This is a genomic window from Pasteurella canis, assembly GCF_020810675.1.
Taxonomy (GTDB): Bacteria; Pseudomonadota; Gammaproteobacteria; order Enterobacterales; family Pasteurellaceae; genus Pasteurella; species Pasteurella canis.
On record NZ_CP085871.1, the window covers coordinates 244,030 to 263,189 of the forward strand.

Annotated in this window: 15 protein-coding genes and 1 tRNA gene; 8 read left to right on the forward strand and 8 right to left on the reverse strand. The window is 35.9% G+C overall.

The features are described from left to right. From K7G93_RS01155 to K7G93_RS01170, 4 genes are all read right to left on the reverse strand, one after another. Positions 1–2,058, reverse strand: a complete 2,058-nt coding sequence (locus K7G93_RS01155) for an ABC transporter permease (RefSeq protein WP_160531356.1) — start codon at positions 2,056–2,058, stop codon at positions 1–3. Between the two features lie 162 nt (positions 2,059–2,220). Next, complete coding sequence (locus K7G93_RS01160) at positions 2,221–3,255, reverse strand: ABC transporter substrate-binding protein (RefSeq protein WP_049216388.1); 1,035 nt, start codon at positions 3,253–3,255, stop codon at positions 2,221–2,223. Positions 3,256–3,263: 8 nt separating this feature from the next. Continuing rightward, positions 3,264–4,286 carry an ABC transporter substrate-binding protein gene (locus K7G93_RS01165; RefSeq protein ID WP_226690280.1) on the reverse strand — a complete coding sequence of 341 codons (1,023 nt, stop codon included), beginning with the start codon at positions 4,284–4,286 and terminating at the stop codon, positions 3,264–3,266. A 22-nt stretch (positions 4,287–4,308) separates the two neighbouring features. Further along, entirely contained in the window at positions 4,309–5,346 is a 1,038-nt protein-coding gene (locus K7G93_RS01170; protein WP_049216386.1) for an ABC transporter substrate-binding protein, read from the reverse strand. A 249-nt stretch (positions 5,347–5,595) separates the two neighbouring features. Here K7G93_RS01170 and udk point away from each other — a divergent pair, with 249 nt between their 5' ends. Genes udk through K7G93_RS01190 form a run of 4 tightly spaced genes read left to right on the forward strand, consistent with a single transcriptional unit; the run spans position 5,596 to position 9,247 of the window. Beyond that, entirely contained in the window at positions 5,596–6,246 is a 651-nt protein-coding gene (gene udk / locus K7G93_RS01175) for a uridine kinase (RefSeq protein WP_226690281.1), read from the forward strand. Between the two features lie 18 nt (positions 6,247–6,264). Then, entirely contained in the window at positions 6,265–6,849 is a 585-nt protein-coding gene (dcd, locus tag K7G93_RS01180) for a dCTP deaminase (RefSeq protein ID WP_049216384.1), read from the forward strand. 1 nt (position 6,850) lies between these two features. Further along, complete coding sequence (locus tag K7G93_RS01185; protein ID WP_226690282.1) at positions 6,851–8,062, forward strand: hypothetical protein; 1,212 nt, start codon at positions 6,851–6,853, stop codon at positions 8,060–8,062. A gap of 3 nt (positions 8,063–8,065) precedes the next feature. Continuing rightward, entirely contained in the window at positions 8,066–9,247 is a 1,182-nt protein-coding gene (locus K7G93_RS01190) for a sugar transporter (protein WP_226690283.1), read from the forward strand. Between the two features lie 45 nt (positions 9,248–9,292). On the opposite strand, the gene K7G93_RS01195 is transcribed toward K7G93_RS01190, so the two are convergent. Then, positions 9,293–9,382, reverse strand: a tRNA-Ser gene (locus K7G93_RS01195). 134 nt (positions 9,383–9,516) lie between these two features. On the opposite strand from K7G93_RS01195, the gene dauA reads away from it, so the two are divergent. From dauA to epmA, 3 genes are all read left to right on the forward strand, one after another. Further along, positions 9,517–11,256, forward strand: a complete 1,740-nt coding sequence (dauA, locus tag K7G93_RS01200) for a C4-dicarboxylic acid transporter DauA (RefSeq protein ID WP_115322418.1) — start codon at positions 9,517–9,519, stop codon at positions 11,254–11,256. Between the two features lie 15 nt (positions 11,257–11,271). Further along, complete coding sequence (locus K7G93_RS01205; RefSeq protein ID WP_226690284.1) at positions 11,272–11,910, forward strand: bifunctional 4-hydroxy-2-oxoglutarate aldolase/2-dehydro-3-deoxy-phosphogluconate aldolase; 639 nt, start codon at positions 11,272–11,274, stop codon at positions 11,908–11,910. 488 nt (positions 11,911–12,398) lie between these two features. Beyond that, positions 12,399–13,370: an elongation factor P--(R)-beta-lysine ligase gene (gene epmA, locus K7G93_RS01210; RefSeq protein WP_226690285.1), complete on the forward strand. Its 972-nt coding sequence runs from the start codon at positions 12,399–12,401 to the stop codon at positions 13,368–13,370. A gap of 62 nt (positions 13,371–13,432) precedes the next feature. Here the strand turns inward: epmA and K7G93_RS01215 are convergent, their stop codons facing one another. The 3 genes from K7G93_RS01215 to acnB all read right to left on the reverse strand — a co-directional run bounded on the left by K7G93_RS01215 (position 13,433) and on the right by acnB (position 18,274). After that, the gene (locus K7G93_RS01215; RefSeq protein ID WP_226690286.1) at positions 13,433–14,461 is read right to left on the reverse strand and encodes an ABC transporter substrate-binding protein; all 1,029 of its coding nucleotides are present in this window, start codon (positions 14,459–14,461) and stop codon (positions 13,433–13,435) included. 23 nt (positions 14,462–14,484) lie between these two features. Continuing rightward, positions 14,485–15,570 carry a metallophosphoesterase gene (locus K7G93_RS01220; protein ID WP_226690287.1) on the reverse strand — a complete coding sequence of 362 codons (1,086 nt, stop codon included), beginning with the start codon at positions 15,568–15,570 and terminating at the stop codon, positions 14,485–14,487. Positions 15,571–15,667: 97 nt separating this feature from the next. Further along, positions 15,668–18,274 (reverse strand): bifunctional aconitate hydratase 2/2-methylisocitrate dehydratase, encoded by a 2,607-nt coding sequence (gene acnB, locus K7G93_RS01225; RefSeq protein ID WP_226690288.1) that lies wholly within the window; start codon positions 18,272–18,274, stop codon positions 15,668–15,670. 223 nt (positions 18,275–18,497) lie between these two features. On the opposite strand from acnB, the gene K7G93_RS01230 reads away from it, so the two are divergent. Further along, a complete protein-coding gene (locus tag K7G93_RS01230; RefSeq protein ID WP_049216375.1) occupies positions 18,498–18,827 on the forward strand; it encodes a YbaB/EbfC family nucleoid-associated protein in 330 nt (109 codons plus the stop codon). Positions 18,828–19,160: the final 333 nt, after the last annotated feature.

Consider the following 19,160-nt stretch of genomic DNA (forward strand, 5'->3'; position numbering starts at 1 on the left):
TTAATTCATTTTTTTTGCTTTAGAACGTGAAATGCGAGTATCGCCTACGATCCAGTCAAAGAATAAGATAATTGCCATCATGACAACGATAAGAATTGAACCATACGCAATTGCAATACCATACTCACCATCTTCTACTCGATTTAAAATATAAGATGTTGCAACACGTGTGTCAGCTGTCACTAAGAAGATGATTGCACTAACTGTTGTCATAGAGCGGACGAAACTGGTGACTAAAGCAGATAATAATGCTGGTTTCAGTAATGGGAAGACAATGTACCAGATAGTTTTAAAAGAGCTGCCTTTTAGTGAAAGTGATGCCTCGTCTAGTGATTTATCTAATTGGCCTAGGCCCGCGATTGCAGCACGCATACCAACAGGCATATTACGCATGACCATAGAAAGAATAATGATCATTGCTGTACCCGTAAGGTAAATTGGTGCGCTGTTAAAAGCAATAATATAAGAAACCCCTGCAACTGTTCCTGGAACTGCAAAGCAAAGTAAAGTTAAAAACTCGAGTGTCTTTTTACCTTTAAACTCACGCCGTACTGTAATATAAGCAATTAACAAACCAAATAATGCAGTGACTGGTGCTGCACTTGCTGCAAAAATAACAGTTTGAATTAATGAAGGCCAAGCACCATCACTAAATCCTTGCCCAAATAAAATTTGATAATTTTTTAAGGTTAGAGTGTAGTCTACCCCCCAGTTTACTGTGAAGCTACCATAGAAAATACTGCCATAAAGTACAATGTTAAATAATGTCCAGAAGCTAAGGAAGAACACGATTAATGCTTTTAAGCCATTTGGTAATTCTTGTACATCACCACGATAGGACTTACCTGATACTGTGACATAAGAGCGTTTGCCAATCCAAAGATATTGAATTACGAAGATAGCGAGTGAGAACATCAATAAGATAGTACCTAATGTACTTGCTGATGCATAATCTAATTGTGAGCCTGCAATATAGAAATAAATTTGTGTTGCAATTACGTCAAAGCTACCGCCAAGTACAAGTGGTGTACTGAAATCTGCTAAAGATTGGATGACGACAACTAAGAAAGAGTTTGCCAATGCAGGTTTTAATAACGGAAAAATAATATGGAAAAATGCTTGGTAACGGTTTGAACGTAATGTGTAAGCCGCTTCTTCAATTGAAGGATGAATAGATTTTAGAGCTCCCTCAAGGATCATAAATGACATTGGTGTTAATGCGAGGGTATGCGCAATGACAATGCCTGTAAATCCATAGAGCCAGTTGCTATTAAAACCTAAATACTCCACTAAAAACGCAGTGACATAACCAGAACGACCTAACATTAAGGTTACACCTAAGCCTACAACAAATGGTGGTGTAACAATTGGTAAAATCGAGAAAATTTTACCAATAAATGCGGTACGTTTCGCAATACGAGTTGTATAAAGAGCAAATGCTAAACCAAAGATAGTGGATAGCACCCCAACAACTGAGGAAACGGCTAAAGAATTTCCAACGACTCGTAGTACATAAGGTTGTTGTACGATATCGACTACTTGTTGCGGTGCAAATTGCCCATTATCAAAAAACATGGAAAGCAAGATAGCGAAAGTCGGGTAAACGATAAAGAAGAAAATTGTCATGACAATAGCAATGAGTGAAGCAATGACAAATTTATCTCCTTGCATTATTTTTAAGCGCGCTAGAGCATTTGTTGCTAATGCTAATAATGCAACCATCAGAATAATGATGGAATAGCCGAGGCTAAATTTGCCTATTGTCGCAGAAACAAAAACAAAGAGGAAAATTGCGCTAATAAATCCTAATTCTATTTTGGCTCGTTGAGTATCTGAATGTGGTAAAAAGAAAGAGAGTAATGGAAATACTAACATAGGCAAAAACCATGCCCAACTTAGGTTGAAATTATACCAACCCATAGCTTCTAAGAGTTCATCTGATGTAGATTCCCATAGACCATAATCTAATGCTTTTGATGGTAATAAAGCAAATCCTAGTAATGCTAAAAGTACCCAAAGCATAGAAGAGTTAAAAGAAAATATTTTTTTCTGCTCCATAAAAAACCTCTAATTAAGCAGTAATAAGTCATTCAATAGTGATTTTTCTATTGAATGACAAAATGATTAAATTATTTAAAATTTGATTAACTAATATTATAGTATCTTCTTTTTTAAGAATACTTTAATATTTTTTAAAAAAGCAAAACAAGAGTTCATGCTTTATTTTGCTAATTTAACGTCATCCACCCATTTTTTTATTAAGCGTTTACGTTCTTCTACTGCACCATATTTATCAAAATCATAATCAATCAAATTGATAGATTTGAAGTCGAGAGAATAAGGTGATTGTTTAGCTTGGTTATTAGTGAGAATTTGGTGTGTTTCCCCTTTTTGCCAAGATAGTTCTTGAGCTTCTTTGGATAATGCCCAATCAACGAATAATTTTGCATTTTCAGGGTTCCGCGCACCTTTAATGATGCTTACTCCACCAATTTCATAGCCTGTTCCTTCACATGGAACAATTAATTCTACTGGTGCGCCTTTTTCTTTTTCAATAGAATGTTCATGTAAGAAGCCAATGCCAATTGATGCTTCACCACGTGCTGTATTGCGTGTGGCTGTATTACCCGATTTAGTATATTGTGATACATTTTTATGTAGGGCTTTCAAATAATCAAAGGCTTTTTCCTCCCCCCAAAGTTGAATAAATGTCGCAAGTGCAGTATAAGCTGTTCCTGAGCTTTGTGGATCGGCTGCTTGAATTTCATTTTTCAAACGAGGATCTGTTAAGTCCTTCCAACATTTTGGCACAGGGATATTAAGTTTAGCTAGACGTTCGGTATTCACTCCAAAACCAAGTACACCTAAATAAATAGCTGAAGTATAGTTACCCTTTATTTTAGCTGGGTCTTTGAGTTCATCAGGTATATATTGTAAGTTAGGTGATTTATATGCACTAAGTAATCCCATTTCTCCAGCTTGTGAATGTGGATCAAGTGTTCCTCCATACCATACATCACCTTGTGGATTTGCTTTTTCTGCATCAATTCTTGCTAAGATACTCCCTGTTCCCGCACGAATATGGCTGACTTTAACATCGTATTTTTTGCCAAAGGCTTCCACTTCTTGTTCACACATGGTGTTTTGTGCACTGCAATAAACAGTTAAACGCCCCTCTGCTAGGCTATTGAATGAAACTAAAGCACCACTTAATACAAGTGCGGTTGATATCACCGACGTTTTGAAAGTTATCATGCTTTCTCCTATTTATTCAGTTTGATTTTGTCGACCCATTTATTAATGAGGCGAGCACGCATTTCGTTTGAACCAAATTTATCAAAGTCATAATTAATTAAGTTGAGATCCTTTGGTTTTAGGGCATAAGGCGATGGTTCAGCGTTGACATTTGTAGGTACATGGTGTGATTGAGCTTCTTTCCAGGACAACTCTTGTGCCTCTTTAGACATTACCCAATCAGCAAAAAGCTGTGCATTTTTCAAATTGCGTGCGTTTTTAATAACACTAATTCCACCAAGTTCATAACCTGTCCCCTCGCAAGGAACAATAATCTCTATTGGTGCGCCATTTTCTTTTTCAAAAGAGTAATTTTGCAAGAAACCTATCCCTACTGTTGTTTCACCTCGAGCAGTATTACGTGATGGTGCAGTACCTGCTTTTGGATATTGGGAAATATATTGATCAATTTCTTTTAAATAATTAAAGGCAGCTTCTTCTCCCCAAAGTTGTACGAAAGTTGCAATAGCAGTATATGCAGTACCTGAGCTTTGTGGATCTGCTATTTGAATTTCATTTTTTAAGCGAGGATCAAGTAAGTCTTTCCAACATTTCGGTACTTCATTAATACCGAGTTTTTTTAATCGTTCAGTATTTACTCCAAAACCTAAAACTCCCATATAGACAATAGAACTATTTCCATTTCCTAATGTTTGAAACTGTGGCATCACTTCAGCGAGTTTTGGTGATTTATAAGGAGTCAATAACCCTAATTCTACAGCTTGGAGGTGTGTATCAAAAGGACCGCCATACCATACATCTGCTTGTGGATTATTTTTTTCAGCCTCTATTTTAGCTAGAGTGCTACCAGAACTATTGCGAATGAAAGAGGTTTTTACATCATATTTTTCAGCAAAGCCCTGAACAGCCTTTTCACAAACAATATTTTGTGCACTGCAATAAACAACAAGTCTTCCTTCTGCCATCGCCATATTACCAGCGGTAAATCCCGCTAGTAATATGCTTGACAGGGCAATTTTTTTCACTTTCATAAGTTGCCCTCTCTGAACTTAATTATTTAGATAGTTTAATATTTTCAACCCATTTACCGATTAAACGTTTACGTTCATCAGCTGCACCATATTTTTCAAAATCATAGTTGATTAGATTTAGTGTTGTTGGATCAAATGCAGTTGGTGATTGCTGTGCAGTTGTATTTGTTAAAATTTGTAAACTATTTCCTTTTTGCCAAGCCAGCTCTTGTCCCTCTTTTGATAGCACCCAATCTACAAAGAGTTTTGCATTTTCTAAGTTACGAGAACCTTTTAAGATACTGACACCACCGAGTTCATAGCCTGTTCCTTCACAAGGTACAATCATTTCAATAGGCGCACCTTGTTGTTTTTGTAGTGCATAATCATGTAAGAAACCAATACCGATAGTGGTTTCACCACGTGCAGTATTATTTGATGGCGTAATCCCTGACTTAGTATATTGAGAAATATTTGGATGTAATTGTTTGAAGTAATCAAATGCTGCATCTTCTCCCCAAAGTTGAACAAACGTAGCTATTGCTGTATAGGCTGTGCCAGAGCTTTGTGGGTCAGCAATTTGGATTTCGTTTTTTAAACGAGGATCTGTTAAATCTTTCCAACATTTAGGGACTTCATTAATGCCTAATTTTTTTAAACGTTCAGTGTTGACACCAAAGCCTAAAATACCCATGTAAATGGCAGATGTATAGTTCCCTTTGACTTTTGCTGGATCTTGGAAGCGCGGTACAATTTGGTCAATATTCGGTGAGCGGTAAGCATGAAGCAAACCTAATTCACCTGCTTGAGACTGTGGGTCAAAAGTCCCACCATACCAAACATCTGCTTGCGGATTATTTTTTTCAGCTTCAATTTTTGCAAAAGTACTACCAGAACCATTACGAATAAATGAAGTTTTAACATCATGCTTATCGCCGAAAGCTTTAATTTCAGCTTCACACATTTCATTAGTTGCACTACAGTAAACGACTAAACGTCCTTTAGCTAATGCAGATGATGTCATTAATCCCGCGGTTAAAAGTGCAGTTGAAATAGCTAAAGCAAGTGATTTGAATTTCATATTGAGTACCTCTTTTTATAGGATGGTGTTTTATAATGACTTTTATAAAGTATTGGTGATTTATCCTATCTTAAATAAAGAGAGAATACCGTGAGAGTTATCACAAAATAGAGATCATTTACTCCAAATTAACGAGAATGTATAAAATCTCAACTTTCTTGATTGTATGGCTGAGTTGTGGCTATTAAAATGTTCTTTTTTTATTTATAATTCATTGATCAATTCAACAGCTCTTTTAGGTTACTTATTATGTTAAACTCATCAACATCATCTTGTATTATTATTGCAATTGCTGGAGCCTCAGCTTCTGGAAAAAGTTTAATTGCCTCAACTGTTCATCGAGAGCTTTGTGATGAGTTAGGTTGCGAAGAAATTGGTATTATTTCAGAGGATTCATATTATAAAGATCAAAGCCATTTAGGTATGGAAGAACGGATTAAAACCAATTATGATCACCCCAATTCGATGGATCGAAGTTTATTAATTGAACATCTTAAAACCCTCAAATCTGGCCAACCCGTTGACATTCCTGTTTATAGCTACGTTGAACATACTCGAACTGATAAAATCATCCATTTTGAACCTAAGAAAGTGATTATATTAGAAGGCATTTTATTACTAACTGATGAAAAAGTACGGGATGAAGTGAGTGTTTCTGTTTTTGTAGATACACCACTAGATATTTGTTTTATTCGTCGTTTACAACGTGATATGAAAGAGCGTGGTAGAAGTTTGGAATCTGTTGTAGAACAATACCGTAAAACTGTGCGTCCTATGTTTTTACAATTTATTGAGCCATCTAAGCAATATGCTGATATTGTTATACCTCGTGGAGGGAAAAATAGGATTGCAATTAATATGCTAAAAGCCCAGATTCGACAGCTTTTGGGAAAACGTTAGTTTGAAAAGGAGCTTATAATGAGATTATGTGATACTGATATCGAACGTTATTTAGATGATGGTATTATTGCGCTAGATCCTCGCCCAAGTAATGAAAAAATTAATGGTGCAACGATTGATGTTCGTTTAGGTAATTCTTTTCGTGTTTTTCGAGAACATTCAGCACCTTATATCGATTTAAGTGGTCCAAAAGAAGAAGTATCTGCACAACTTGAATCTGTTATGAGTGAGGAAATTATTATTGCTGATGATGAGGCTTTTTTCTTACATCCAGGTGAGTTGGCACTTGCTACAACATTAGAATCAGTCAAACTACCTGCCAATATTATTGGTTGGTTAGATGGTCGATCTTCACTTGCACGTTTGGGATTGATGGTTCATGTCACTGCACACCGTATTGATCCAGGTTGGGAAGGTAAAATTGTGTTGGAATTTTTTAATTCGGGTAAGTTACCACTTGCGTTACGTCCTAATATGGTGATTGGTGCGTTAAGCTTCGAAATTTTAAGTGGTACAGCAGCACGCCCTTATAGTAGCCGTAAGAATGCAAAGTATAAAAACCAACAAAGCGCAATAGCCAGTCGTATCAACGAGGATAAATAAAATGTGGAAGAAGATCGCCATGAGTTGTATTGTAATAATCTTGGCGATTTTACTCGCTTTGTATTGGCAAATTAATCATGTCAAAACAATATTCGCTCAATCTTTAAATAATAGTCATATCTCTTTTAATCAGTTATCTCTTAATTTTTACCCTCAACCTTACTTTGAATTAACAAACGTTAAATGGTATGGGCAGAAAGAGCGGTCTATTTTTGCAGAGAAAATAAATTTAGAACTTGATGTTACTGCCTTATTGAATCCTCAAAAAAGTCTAAAGCAATTTACTTTTCAACAAGCACAGTTTTGGTATTCAGGACAAGTTGAGCCAGATTTAAAAAATGTGAATGGTGAAGTTATTGGTGAATTTTTTATTGATGAGAAACAAATTCGTTTCGCGAATACTCATTTAAAAATAACTTTTGAGCACCCTATTTTATTTAATACAAAACAGTTACAAATATCTGTGCAAAAAGGTGTTATTCAGCAATTGTCTGAAACAGAGTTTAAAGTGGTATTAGATTATTGCAAAATTAATGGTGAGGACTTTACTTTTGTTAATGCCACTTTTTCGAAAAGTAAAGAGAGTTCATTGTTTTCTTCCCAAGTCGCTTATTTAGATAATCACCCAGAGTTACAAGTCAGCTTTAGTATTAAAAACCTTGGAGAAAACCAGCAGGCCGTTTTTACAGGTAAAAATATTGCATTAGCATCATGGAAAAATGTGCTTAGTTTACCTCAATTATTTACAGGTTATATGGATGCTTCTGGTGAAGTCATTTTGCAAAATAATAAAGTTCAGTCTGGACATATAGAAATGGATATTCCAGAAGGACAATTTAAAGGGATTAATTTACTTGCTTTAGTCGCAAGATATTTACCGATTAACTATGACGAACAGCGTTTAAAAGAGAAAGCGTTAACTACCTCTTTTCAGAATTTACGTTCACGTTTTAGCTGGGATACAAGACAGTTATTATTAAAGCAATTCACATTTATTAGTGATAAGTTAGCTGTAGAAGGAAAAGGAGATATTAATTTAACCAATATGCAATGTGAAATAGTATTAAATTTAGGATTGACTTATCCGCAATATCAGCAATTTAAACTGCCAATTCGTTTTTTTGACCACTGCTATTCACCACAATACAAAGTGGAATTTAATCAGCATTTACGTCATCAGTTAAAAGATCTACTCAAAGAAAAATTTAAGTAATTTATGTTGCCATTTCAAGCGGTACGTCGTCGCCAATTCGCTCGGGTGCTCAGTTTAGCTTTTGCAGGATTTATTTTTAATACCACAGAGTTTATTCCTGTTGCTTTACTATCTGATATTGCACAAAGTTTTGCTATTCCTGTTTCTCAAACAGGTTTAATTATTACTGTTTATGCTTGGATTGTTTCGTTAATGTCTTTGCCTTTTATGTTATTAACAGTAAAATTAGAGCGAAAAAGTTTATTAATTAAGTTACTTATTTTATTTATTATTAGTCATATTTTATCAGTAATTGCATGGAATTTTTGGATATTAGTTATAGCAAGAGCAGGCGTAGCAATAGCACATTCTGTATTTTGGGCAATTACTGCTTCTTTGGCGATTCGAGTTGCACCGAAAGATAAAAAAGCACAAGCAATAGGATTAATTGCTATTGGTTGTTCACTCGCGATGATCCTAGGATTACCATTAGGGAGAATAATTGGGCAGTTATTCGGTTGGCGTGCTACATTTGGTATTATTGCTTTAATAGCAACAATCATTTTAGTTTTGTTTTATCTCTTACTTCCTTATTTACCAAGTAAAAATGCAGGCTCATTAAGTAGTATCCCTAGTTTATTTAAACGACCATTGCTTGTGGGGCTATATCTATTAACTGCGCTAGTGATTACTGCTCATTTTACAGCATACAGTTATATTGAGCCCTTCATGTTAGAAATTAGTCATATGAGTAATACTATGACAACAATGATGTTATTTGTTTTTGGTTTATCTGGTATTACAGCAAGTTTGTTGTTTAATCGTTATTATAATACTGGACCTATACGTTTTATTCTGACTTCTATTGTTATTCTGAGTATGACATTACTCTTTTTGCTATTATCGAGCCACTATAACTGGACTATGTTTTTACTGATATTCCTGTGGGGGATTGGTATTTCTGGGATCGGATTAGGTTTGCAAATTCGTGTTCTACATTTAGCACCTGATGCGACTGATGTTGCTATGGCTATTTATTCTGGTATTTATAATATAGGTATTGGTAGTGGTGCATTACTTGGTAATCAAGTTATGCTATATCTAGGCTTACCAAACATTGGCTTTGTTGGTGCGAGTTTAGCTATTATTAGCTTATTATTTTTCGTTGGAGTTCAGTATCGGTATGGGCATTTAGCATCACGTTAAATGAGTTTAAGTGCGGTCTATTTTGGATGTTTTTTAAACTTGAAATGGCGGTGAGAGAGGGATTCGAACCCTCGATGCACTTTCGCACATACACGCTTTCCAGGCGTGCTCCTTCAACCACTCGGACATCTCACCATTCTGAATAGGCTGTGCACTATAAAAATTTAACGTAATTTAGTCAAGTATTTTTTGCGTTAACGCATGAAAGTTATCCACGATTTGCGATAAAATAAGCAATCTTATTTTCTTAGTTTCAGGTCTTATGTGATATGTTGAAGAAATGGTTTCTCAGCAAAAATGTCTTTTTGGCAGTTAAGCCTTTTAGTGCATTAAAAGATAGTTTTCGTGTTGGTTATACTCGTCAATCTCTAATTAAGGATATTATCGCAGGATTAACTGTGGGAGTAATTGCTATTCCATTATCTATGGCATTAGCAATTGCAAGTGGGGTAGCGCCACAACATGGATTATATACTGCAATTGTCGCAGGTATGCTTATTGCATTAACTGGCGGTTCCCGTTTTAATGTTTCAGGACCAACAGCCGCATTTGTTGTTATTTTGTATCCAGTGACTCAACAATTTGGTCTTTCTGGATTATTAATGGCGACATTGTTGTCTGGTATTATTTTAGTCTTGATGGCGTTGTTTCGGCTAGGGCGTTTAATTGAATACATCCCATTGCCTGTGACCTTAGGTTTTACTTGTGGCATTGGGATTGTGATTGCGACATTGCAGATTAAAGATTTTCTTGGTCTAGCTATTGATGAAATGCCAGCACATTATATTGAAAAAGTACAAACACTAGTGATGGCTTTGCCTACTATCAATTGGGCAGATGCTACAGTTGGTGTACTCACTTTATTTGTGTTAACACAGTGGCATAAGCTTCGTTTACCCATTCCTGGGCATTTACCTGCGGTCATTTTAGCGACTTTTTTATCTTTGATCTTTATTTCTTTCGATTATGATGTAGCGACGATTGGATCGGCCTTCCAATATACTTTGCCTGATGGTTCTATGGGATTTGGGATTCCAAATACACTACCTGAATTCATTCTACCTTGGTCGATTCCCAATGCACAAGGCAAGCTAATTGAGTGGAATTTGGATACGATACAAGCATTGCTACCTGCTGCGTTTTCAATGGCTGTATTAGGTGCGATTGAATCCTTATTGTGTGCTGTCATTTTAGACAATATGACAGATACGAAGCACCACTCCAATGATGAATTATTAGCACAAGGTCTAGGCAATATTACTGCGCCATTTTTAGGTGGTATTACTGCGACTGCTGCGATCGCACGTTCCGTTGCTAATGTCAAAGCAGGCGCGGTCTCACCAATTGCAAGTATTGTGCATGCATTGATGGTCTTATTCGCATTACTCTTTTTCGCTAAGGCATTGTCTTATTTACCTTTATCTTCTATGGCAGCTCTGTTATTAGTAGTAGCATGGAATATGGCCAATGTGCAGCAGATTATTCAATTAGTTCGTCGTTCAGGGCGCAATGAAATTGCAGTTTTATTGACTTGCTTAGTGCTCACTGTGATTTTTGATATGGTTATTGCGATTACTGTAGGTGTGTTATTAGCGAGTTTATTATTTATTCGTACTATTGCTGAAATGACGAAGTCGATAGAAATAACACATCCAGAAGATTTAAATGATGTATTAGTTTATCGTATCAGTGGACCGCTCTTTTTTGCTGCTGCAGATAATTTATTTGCTGATTTACATGATAAAACAGTACATACTGATCATGAAATTCGCCATATAGTGTTGCAATGTGATGCGGTGACAGTGTTGGATTCTGGTGGAATTCATGCGTTAACTCGATTTGTACAACATATGTTACCACATCAACAACTTTATATGTGTAATATGCAATTCCAACCATTACGTATGATTGTAAAATCTAATACAGTCACGGAGATTCAAAGAATTAATTTCGCTTCTGACTTAACGGATGCCTTTACAAAAATTCGTACTTTTGAACAAAATGCTTGATCGTAAGGAGATAAGATGCGTTATAACCATGTGCAATTAATAGAAAAATTACGCCAGTTACGTATCATTCCTGTCATTGCTTTAGAACAGGCTGAAGATATTATTCCTTTAGCTGAAACATTAGTAAATAATGGCTTGCCTGTTGTTGAAATTACTTTTCGCTCTACAGCTGCCGTGCAAGCGATTCAACTATTGAGGGAGAGGAAACCTGATATATTGATTGCTGCGGGAACAGTTTTGACTACAGAACAAGTTGTACAGGCCAAAAAGGCTGGTGTTGATTGTATTGTAACTCCAGGTTTTAATCCGAAAATTGTACAGCTTTGCCAGAACTTAGATTTACCAATTATACCTGGTGTGAATAACCCTATGGCAATTGAAGCGGTATTAGCAATGGGTATTGATACAGTTAAATTCTTTCCAGCCCAAGCTTCTGGCGGTGTAGGGATGATTAAAGCATTATTAGGTCCGTATAGTATGCTCCAGATAATGCCAACTGGTGGGATTAATTTAAATAACTTGCAGGACTATTTATCAATTCCGAATGTTATTGCTTGTGGTGGTTCATGGTTTGTAGAAAGTACATTAATTAAAGCTCAAAATTGGAATGAAATAGGCCGTTTAACTCGAGAGGTTGTGGCGAGTATTAGGTAGTTATTTGAAATCTATGCTATGTTGTTTCCTGAAAATTAAATAGCTAATTTAGTTTATATGTTGAGCCTTGTAGTCCACAAGGCTCAAATTATTTAAAACCAAATCGAATATATTTTCGGTATAGTAACTAACCTATACAAGAGATATTTCTTGCCCTTCGGTCCCCCTCGTAGGCAACTGCGAATAAGAAAAGACTTATTTTAATCAACTGAAAAATTCTATCACTAGATTATCATGACAATTAATTTTGTAGTCCATATTGGAGATTATATAGGGGGAGGATGAGGCATTTTCCCTATAAACAGCGTTTAACAAATGTATAAGAAAATTTTTGCATTAATTAGTTCATTTAATATCTAATTTGCATATTTAGGCAAATCTAGAGAAATTAAGCAAAATGAGAATATTATTTTACTGATAGCTTAATTTGAAATAAATAAGCTAGCTCGTTAGAATAAGCTATTCAATTTATATTGTGGATAAAGTTTATGTTTGAATCTGAAAATTGGCAGCCTACTGCTTCAATTAAAAATTTACTTGCACGTGCAAAAATCATTGCTGAAATTCGACGTTTCTTTACGGACCGTGGCTTGCTTGAAGTTGAAACCCCAATATTAAGCGAGTTTGGTGTAACAGATGTCCATTTATCTACTTTTGATACAGAATTTAATTCACCTTTCGCAGAACAATCAAAAAAATTATGGCTTTCGACGAGTCCTGAATATCATATGAAGCGTTTATTGGCAGCAGGGAGCGGACCTATTTTCCAGCTTTGCCATGTATTTAGAAATGAAGAGTCAGGACGACATCATAATCCCGAGTTTACAATGCTGGAATGGTATCGTCCTCATTTTGATATGTACCGTTTAATCAATGAAGTTGATGACTTATTACAGCAGATTTTAGATTGCCCTCCAACAGAGGGTTTAAGTTACCAATTCGTTTTTCAAGAATATGTTGGTTTAGATCCTCTTTCTGTGGATAGAGAAGAATTAATTGCTAAGGCTAAAGAATATAATTTATTGAGTGCAGAGGAAGAAGATAGAGATACATTGTTACAGTTCTTGTTTAGCACGATAGTTGAACCTAATATCGGTAAAGAACATCCCATCGCTGTTTATCATTTCCCTGCAACACAGGCTGCATTAGCACAAATTAGTTCTGAAGATCATCGTGTTGCAGAACGCTTTGAATTCTATTATCAAGGCTTAGAGTTAGCTAATGGGTTTCATGAGCTAACCGATGTAAATGAACAACTTCGCCGATTTGAACAAGACAACGTACAACGACAAAAAATAGGATTACCGCAACGCGCAATTGATAAACGATTATTAGCTGCATTACAAGCAGGTGTACCAAATTGTTCTGGTGTAGCTTTGGGTGTAGATAGATTATTGATGATCGCATTGCAAGCACAAACAATCAAAGATGTGATTGCCTTTGGTATTGAAAATGCTTAGTGTATTGGTTATTGTTATAAAAATAGGCAGCGTATATTCGCTGCCTATTTCTTTTTACCCTGTTATTTGGCTAGTTTTACTTCTTTAAGCCATTTGTCAGTCAAACGTTTTCCTTCTAAACTCTTACCAAAACGATCGAAATCATAGCTGATTAATTTCAAGTGTTTTGGACTAACTGACTGAGGAGATGCCTCTGCATGAATATTCGTTGGAATTTGATAAACCTTAGTTTCTCGCCAGACAAGTTCTTGAGCTTCTTTACTTAATGCCCAATCGGCAAATAATTTAGCATTATCTAAATTACGTGCATTTTTGATAATACTCATCCCACCTAAGGAATAACCATCACCCTCACAAGGTAAAATGCTTTCAACTGGCGCTCCTTTTTCTTTTTCAGTAGCATAGCTATGGATAAATCCCACAGCAACAGCAGATTCGCCACGTGAAAGATTTGTTGTGACTAAAGCACTCTTTACGTATTCAGATACGTTGGCATTTAATTTTTTGAGATACTCAAATGCTTTTTGTTCCCCCCATAATTCCATTAATGTCGCAATGGCAGTATAAGTTGTACCTGAAATTTGAGGATCTGGCATTTGAACATAGCCTTGTAAGCGAGGATCAAGGAGATCTGACCAACATTTTGGTGGTTCAGTGATACCTAGTTGTTTTAGTTTTTCTGTATTCACGCCAAAACCAAGTACTAAAAGATAAACGATTGAAGTTAGCTCGCCATGTTTGTCTATTAATGTCTTAAATTGAGGCATAATTTCAGCTTGGCGTGGAGAACGATAAGGCGCTAATAACCCTAAATCACCCGCTTGAAAGTGATGTTCAATGGTACCGCCATACCAAATGTCTGCTTGTGGATTATTTTTTTCGGCAATGAGTTTAGCTAATGTCGCCCCAGTACTGTTACGAACAAATTGAGCGTTTATATTATAGTTTTCACTAAACCTTTGTACTATTTTCTCGCAAGTAGCATGTTGAACACTACAATATACTGTCAATTTTTTTTCGGCAATAGCATTGTGAGAGAAGAAAGATAGAAGTGTTAAGCCAAGTGCGGTTAATTTTGAAGATGTCTTCATTTTAAGAATTCCTTTTTCAATTGTTACTTAACATCAATGATAACGATTTCAGATTGAGAACCTAAACGCATTGGTATCCCCCAGAAACCATAACCAGAGGTGACGAAGAAATGTCCGTTGCCTATTTTCTCATAACCGTAATCTAAAGGGTAGAGTAGATTGGTAATCAAGTTAGCTGGAAAAATCTGACCTTTGTGAGCATGTCCAGATATTTGAATATCAATAGGTAATTTTGCATGTTTTTCTATTTCAGTTGGACGGTGATCAAGCAAAATAATAGGAAGTCTTGTATCTACTTTATCTAAAAGTTGTTCCGCACTTGGACGAGTTCTTAATAAATCATCATTACGTCCAACTAAGACAAAAGTATTATTAATTACTTTGGTTTGATCGAATAAAACTTCAATACCTGCAAGTTCTAATTCTTGCTTGATTGCTTGTTGATGACCAAAAAAATCATGATTACCTAATGTCGCATAAACACCTAATGGTGCAGTAAGTTTTGCTAAGTGAGGTCGCATATTTTCAGTTACATAAGCCTCGGTATTATCGTCCATAATATCCCCAGGCATGAGGATGATATCGACCTTATTCTGAGTCATTAATTCAGCAAGTTTATCTAATTGGCGACGACCAAATAAAATCCCTAAATGTAAATCACTTGCCATGCCAATTCGCATTGGTTTAATAGGTTTGTCGAGTGTGATTTCATAATGAATTACTGTTGGAGTATAGGCGTTATAAATACTTATTCCAAGTAAGCCTGAAAGTGCAATAGGATATGTAATACGTAATATTTTATGTAATTTGGCTAATGGGATATAAGGTTTAAGAATAAAATGGCAGAGTAAACAGCCTAAACTAACGAATGATGCAAATAATAAAAATGCTAAAAGAAAAGCACTTAGGCGGAATAAAGGGAAAATACGAAATATCGTGAGTAAAATCAGAAAATTAGCAATTAAATAATTGTTTATAAATAAGATCTTACGTTTTTTACTTGTTAACTTTGATGCGAAAAGCCAGTTTAATGTACGATTAAATATGAAAATAAATAATTGGAGGATAAGTACTGCAGCAAAAAACGTAATATAGTGACGTAATTCCAAGATATTTACCTATGAATGAAAGATATTTTAAATTGAAAATAAACAGGGGAACATCGTTCCCCTTTTGTTTAATTTATTTTTACCAAAAGTGTGTAAATTATACCGCACTTTGAAAGATAACGTTATTAGCTTTTTGCATATAACTATTAATCTTATCAAAATTCATGTAGCGATAAGTATCGTCTTTGTCTTGTTGCAAATCAGCAGCGAAAGACAGATATTCCTCTAATGTTGGTAGTTTACCCAAGATAGCTGATACTGCTGCTAGTTCAGCTGAGGCGAGATAAACATTTGCTCCTTGGCCTAAACGGTTTGGAAAGTTACGGGTCGAAGTAGATACGACAGTCGCATTATTAGCAACACGTGCCTGGTTACCCATACATAACGAACAACCTGGTACTTCAATTCTTGCCCCGCTTTTGCCGTAAATACTGTAATATCCTTCTTCGCTGAGTAATGCTGCATCCATTTTGGTAGGAGGGGCTATCCATAAGCGAGTAGGAATCATCTCTTTGAATTTTGATAATAATTTACCTGCAGCACGGAAGTGACCAATATTAGTCATACATGAACCAATAAAGACTTCATCAATTTTATCACCTTGTACTTCAGATAATAAACGTGCATCATCAGGATCATTAGGTGCGCATAAAATTGGCTCTTTAATATCTGCTAAATCGATTTCAATCACTGCTGCGTATTCGGCATCTTTATCGGCTTCTAGCAATTCTGGGTTAGCCAGCCACTGTTCCATTGCGTTGATACGGCGTTCTAAAGTACGTGCATCACCATAACCTTCAGAAATCATATATTTCAGTAACACAATATTAGATTGTAAGTATTCAATAATAGGTTCTTTCGCAAGTTTAATGGTACAAGCTGCTGCTGAACGTTCAGCAGATGCATCAGAAAGCTCAAAAGCTTGCTCAACTTTTAGGTTTTCTAATCCTTCAATTTCTAAAATTTTGCCAGAAAAAATATTTTTCTTCGCTTTTTTCTCAACAGTAAGCAGCCCTTGTTTAATAGCATAGTAAGGAATAGCATGGACTAAGTCGCGTAAAGTGATGCCTGGTTGCATTTCGCCTTTAAAACGAACTAATACGGATTCAGGCATATCTAAAGGCATCACGCCAGTTGCCGCGGCAAAAGCAACTAAGCCAGAGCCAGCAGGAAAAGAAATACCAATAGGGAAGCGAGTATGTGAATCGCCTCCTGTACCCACTGTATCAGGTAAAAGCATACGGTTTAACCATGAGTGAATAACACCATCTCCAGGACGTAATGAGACACCCCCTCGGTTCATGATAAAATCTGGTAACGTATGGTGCGTTACGACATCAACTGGTTTTGGATAAGCCGCAGTATGACAGAAGGATTGCATCACAAGATCAGAAGAAAAACCTAAACATGCGAGATCTTTTAATTCATCACGTGTCATTGGTCCTGTCGTATCTTGTGAACCAACAGATGTCATACGTGGTTCACAATATTGTCCAGGGCGAATACCTTCTACACCACAAGCTCGACCAACCATTTTTTGTGCGAGTGTAAAGCCCTTATCACTCGTTAATGTACTTTGTGGTTTAGCGAAAATATCTGTTTCTGCTAATCCGAGTTCACAACGTGCTTTATGTGTTAAACCTCGCCCAATAATTAATGGAATACGACCACCTGCACGAACTTCATCCAATAAAACATTAGTTTTTAAAGTAAACTCCGCTAATACCTCATCTGTATTATGTCGACAGATTTTTCCCTCGTATGGATAAATATCAATAACATCGCCCATATTCAGCAAACTGACATCTACTTCGATTGGTAATGAACCTGCATCCTCCATAGTATTGAAAAATATAGGTGCAATTTTTCCACCAAGAACAACTCCCCCTGCTCGTTTATTTGGAATATATGGAATATCTTCTCCCATAAACCAGAGCACAGAGTTTGTTGCTGATTTACGTGAAGAGCCTGTTCCTACTACATCGCCAACGTAAGCTAATGGGAACCCTTTTTCTTTTAATTTTTCAAGTTGTTTAATCGGACCTACATTACCAGCATCATCTGGTTCAATTCCATCACGTGGATTTTTTAGCATGGCAAGCGCATGTAATGGGATATCTGGACGAGACCATGCGTCTTGTGCTGGTGAGAGATCATCAGTATTTGTTTCCCCTGTAACTTTAAATACGGTTACTGTAATTTTATCGCTTAATTTTGGACGGGATAAATACCATTCTGCATCAGCCCAAGATTGTAGAACTTGTTGGGCATAGTGATTTCCTTTTTTAGCTTTTTCGGCAACATCATGAAAATTATCGAACATGAGTAATGTAAATGACAATGCTTTCGCAGCAATAGGAGCAAGTTCTTCATCATCTAAGGCGTGTAATAAAGGTTCTATATTATAACCACCTTGCATTGTGCCAAGTAATTCGACAGCTTTTTTAGGACAAATCAATGGAGAAGTGCTCTCTCTTTTAGCAATAGCAGCAAGGAAGGATGCTTTTACATAAGCGGCCTCATCAACTCCTGCAGGAATACGAGTTTCAAATAAATTCAGTAAATAATCGTCTTTATCTTTAGGGGGATTTTTTAATAATTCAATAAGTTGTGCTGTTTGTTCTGCATTTAAAGGTTTCGGCACAATGCCTAATGCCGCACGTTCATCAATATGTTGTTGATAGGATTGTAGAAAGTTAGACATAGGTTACCTCGTTGGGTTTATTTTATCTGTTAAGGGAAGCCGCATTAGGGTAAAGTGCGGTAGGGTTTCGTTACGAAATTGTTAAAACATAATAATACGGAAAAAAGTCACTCTCAATAGGAAAAAGTTGAATTTTCAGCCTAGATCACGTTTATTTATTTTCAACGTAGTAATTTTTAGTTAAAATGCCAACCACTTTTTTAATTAACAAATGGAAAAAATTATGTTTGGAAAAGGCGGTTTAGGTAACTTAATGAAACAAGCCCAACAAATGCAAGATCGTATGCAAAAAATGCAAGAAGAGATTGCTCAGCTGGAAGTAACTGGCGAATCTGGTGCAGGTCTAGTTAAGATCACGATTAATGGTGCACATAATTGTCGTCGTGTGGAAATTGACCCTTCTTTAATGGAAGACGATAAAGAAATGTTAGAGGATTTGATTGCAGCAGCCTTTAACGATGCAGTTCGTCGTGCGGAAGAGTTACAAAAAGAAAAAATGGCATCGGTGACAGCAGGAATGCAATTGCCTCCTGGCTTTAAAATGCCATTTTAATTTGTTATTTTTTTGTTCTTGTAGAAAGACAGTAAAACATATTTTGAGTCAATTGCTGATTTTGCCTTACAGAAGTTTTTTATATTAAAAGTATTTTCATTAGGTAATCATTAGAAACAACAAAATATATTGAGTCTTAATCAACTATAAGAATGTCTGTTAAGCTTGACCGCACTTTTGAAAGTGCGGTCTGTTTTTTATCACTATTTTAACAATATTATTATTGATAATTTAAATTTTTCATTATTCTTACAGTGGTCTGTTTTTCAAGACAATTGTTTATAAATATAACATAAATGAGCAAGGTCAGTTTTTTATAAAAAGCTCTTTATA

What these genes read in the sequence shown, in the direction of transcription:
- epmA (WP_226690285.1), top strand. Translation starts at nt 12,399, where the DNA reads ATGTTTGAATCTGAAAATTGGCAGCCTACTGCTTCAATTAAAAATTTA.
- acnB (WP_226690288.1), bottom strand. Translation starts at nt 18,274, where the DNA reads ATGTCTAACTTTCTACAATCCTATCAACAACATATTGATGAACGTGCG.
- K7G93_RS01155 (WP_160531356.1), bottom strand. Translation starts at nt 2,058, where the DNA reads ATGGAGCAGAAAAAAATATTTTCTTTTAACTCTTCTATGCTTTGGGTA.
- K7G93_RS01205 (WP_226690284.1), top strand. Translation starts at nt 11,272, where the DNA reads ATGCGTTATAACCATGTGCAATTAATAGAAAAATTACGCCAGTTACGT.
- dauA (WP_115322418.1), top strand. Translation starts at nt 9,517, where the DNA reads ATGTTGAAGAAATGGTTTCTCAGCAAAAATGTCTTTTTGGCAGTTAAG.
- K7G93_RS01215 (WP_226690286.1), bottom strand. Translation starts at nt 14,461, where the DNA reads ATGAAGACATCTTCAAAATTAACCGCACTTGGCTTAACACTTCTATCT.
- K7G93_RS01185 (WP_226690282.1), top strand. Translation starts at nt 6,851, where the DNA reads ATGTGGAAGAAGATCGCCATGAGTTGTATTGTAATAATCTTGGCGATT.
- K7G93_RS01165 (WP_226690280.1), bottom strand. Translation starts at nt 4,286, where the DNA reads ATGAAAGTGAAAAAAATTGCCCTGTCAAGCATATTACTAGCGGGATTT.
- K7G93_RS01230 (WP_049216375.1), top strand. Translation starts at nt 18,498, where the DNA reads ATGTTTGGAAAAGGCGGTTTAGGTAACTTAATGAAACAAGCCCAACAA.
- K7G93_RS01160 (WP_049216388.1), bottom strand. Translation starts at nt 3,255, where the DNA reads ATGATAACTTTCAAAACGTCGGTGATATCAACCGCACTTGTATTAAGT.
- K7G93_RS01170 (WP_049216386.1), bottom strand. Translation starts at nt 5,346, where the DNA reads ATGAAATTCAAATCACTTGCTTTAGCTATTTCAACTGCACTTTTAACC.
- K7G93_RS01190 (WP_226690283.1), top strand. Translation starts at nt 8,066, where the DNA reads ATGTTGCCATTTCAAGCGGTACGTCGTCGCCAATTCGCTCGGGTGCTC.
- dcd (WP_049216384.1), top strand. Translation starts at nt 6,265, where the DNA reads ATGAGATTATGTGATACTGATATCGAACGTTATTTAGATGATGGTATT.
- udk (WP_226690281.1), top strand. Translation starts at nt 5,596, where the DNA reads ATGTTAAACTCATCAACATCATCTTGTATTATTATTGCAATTGCTGGA.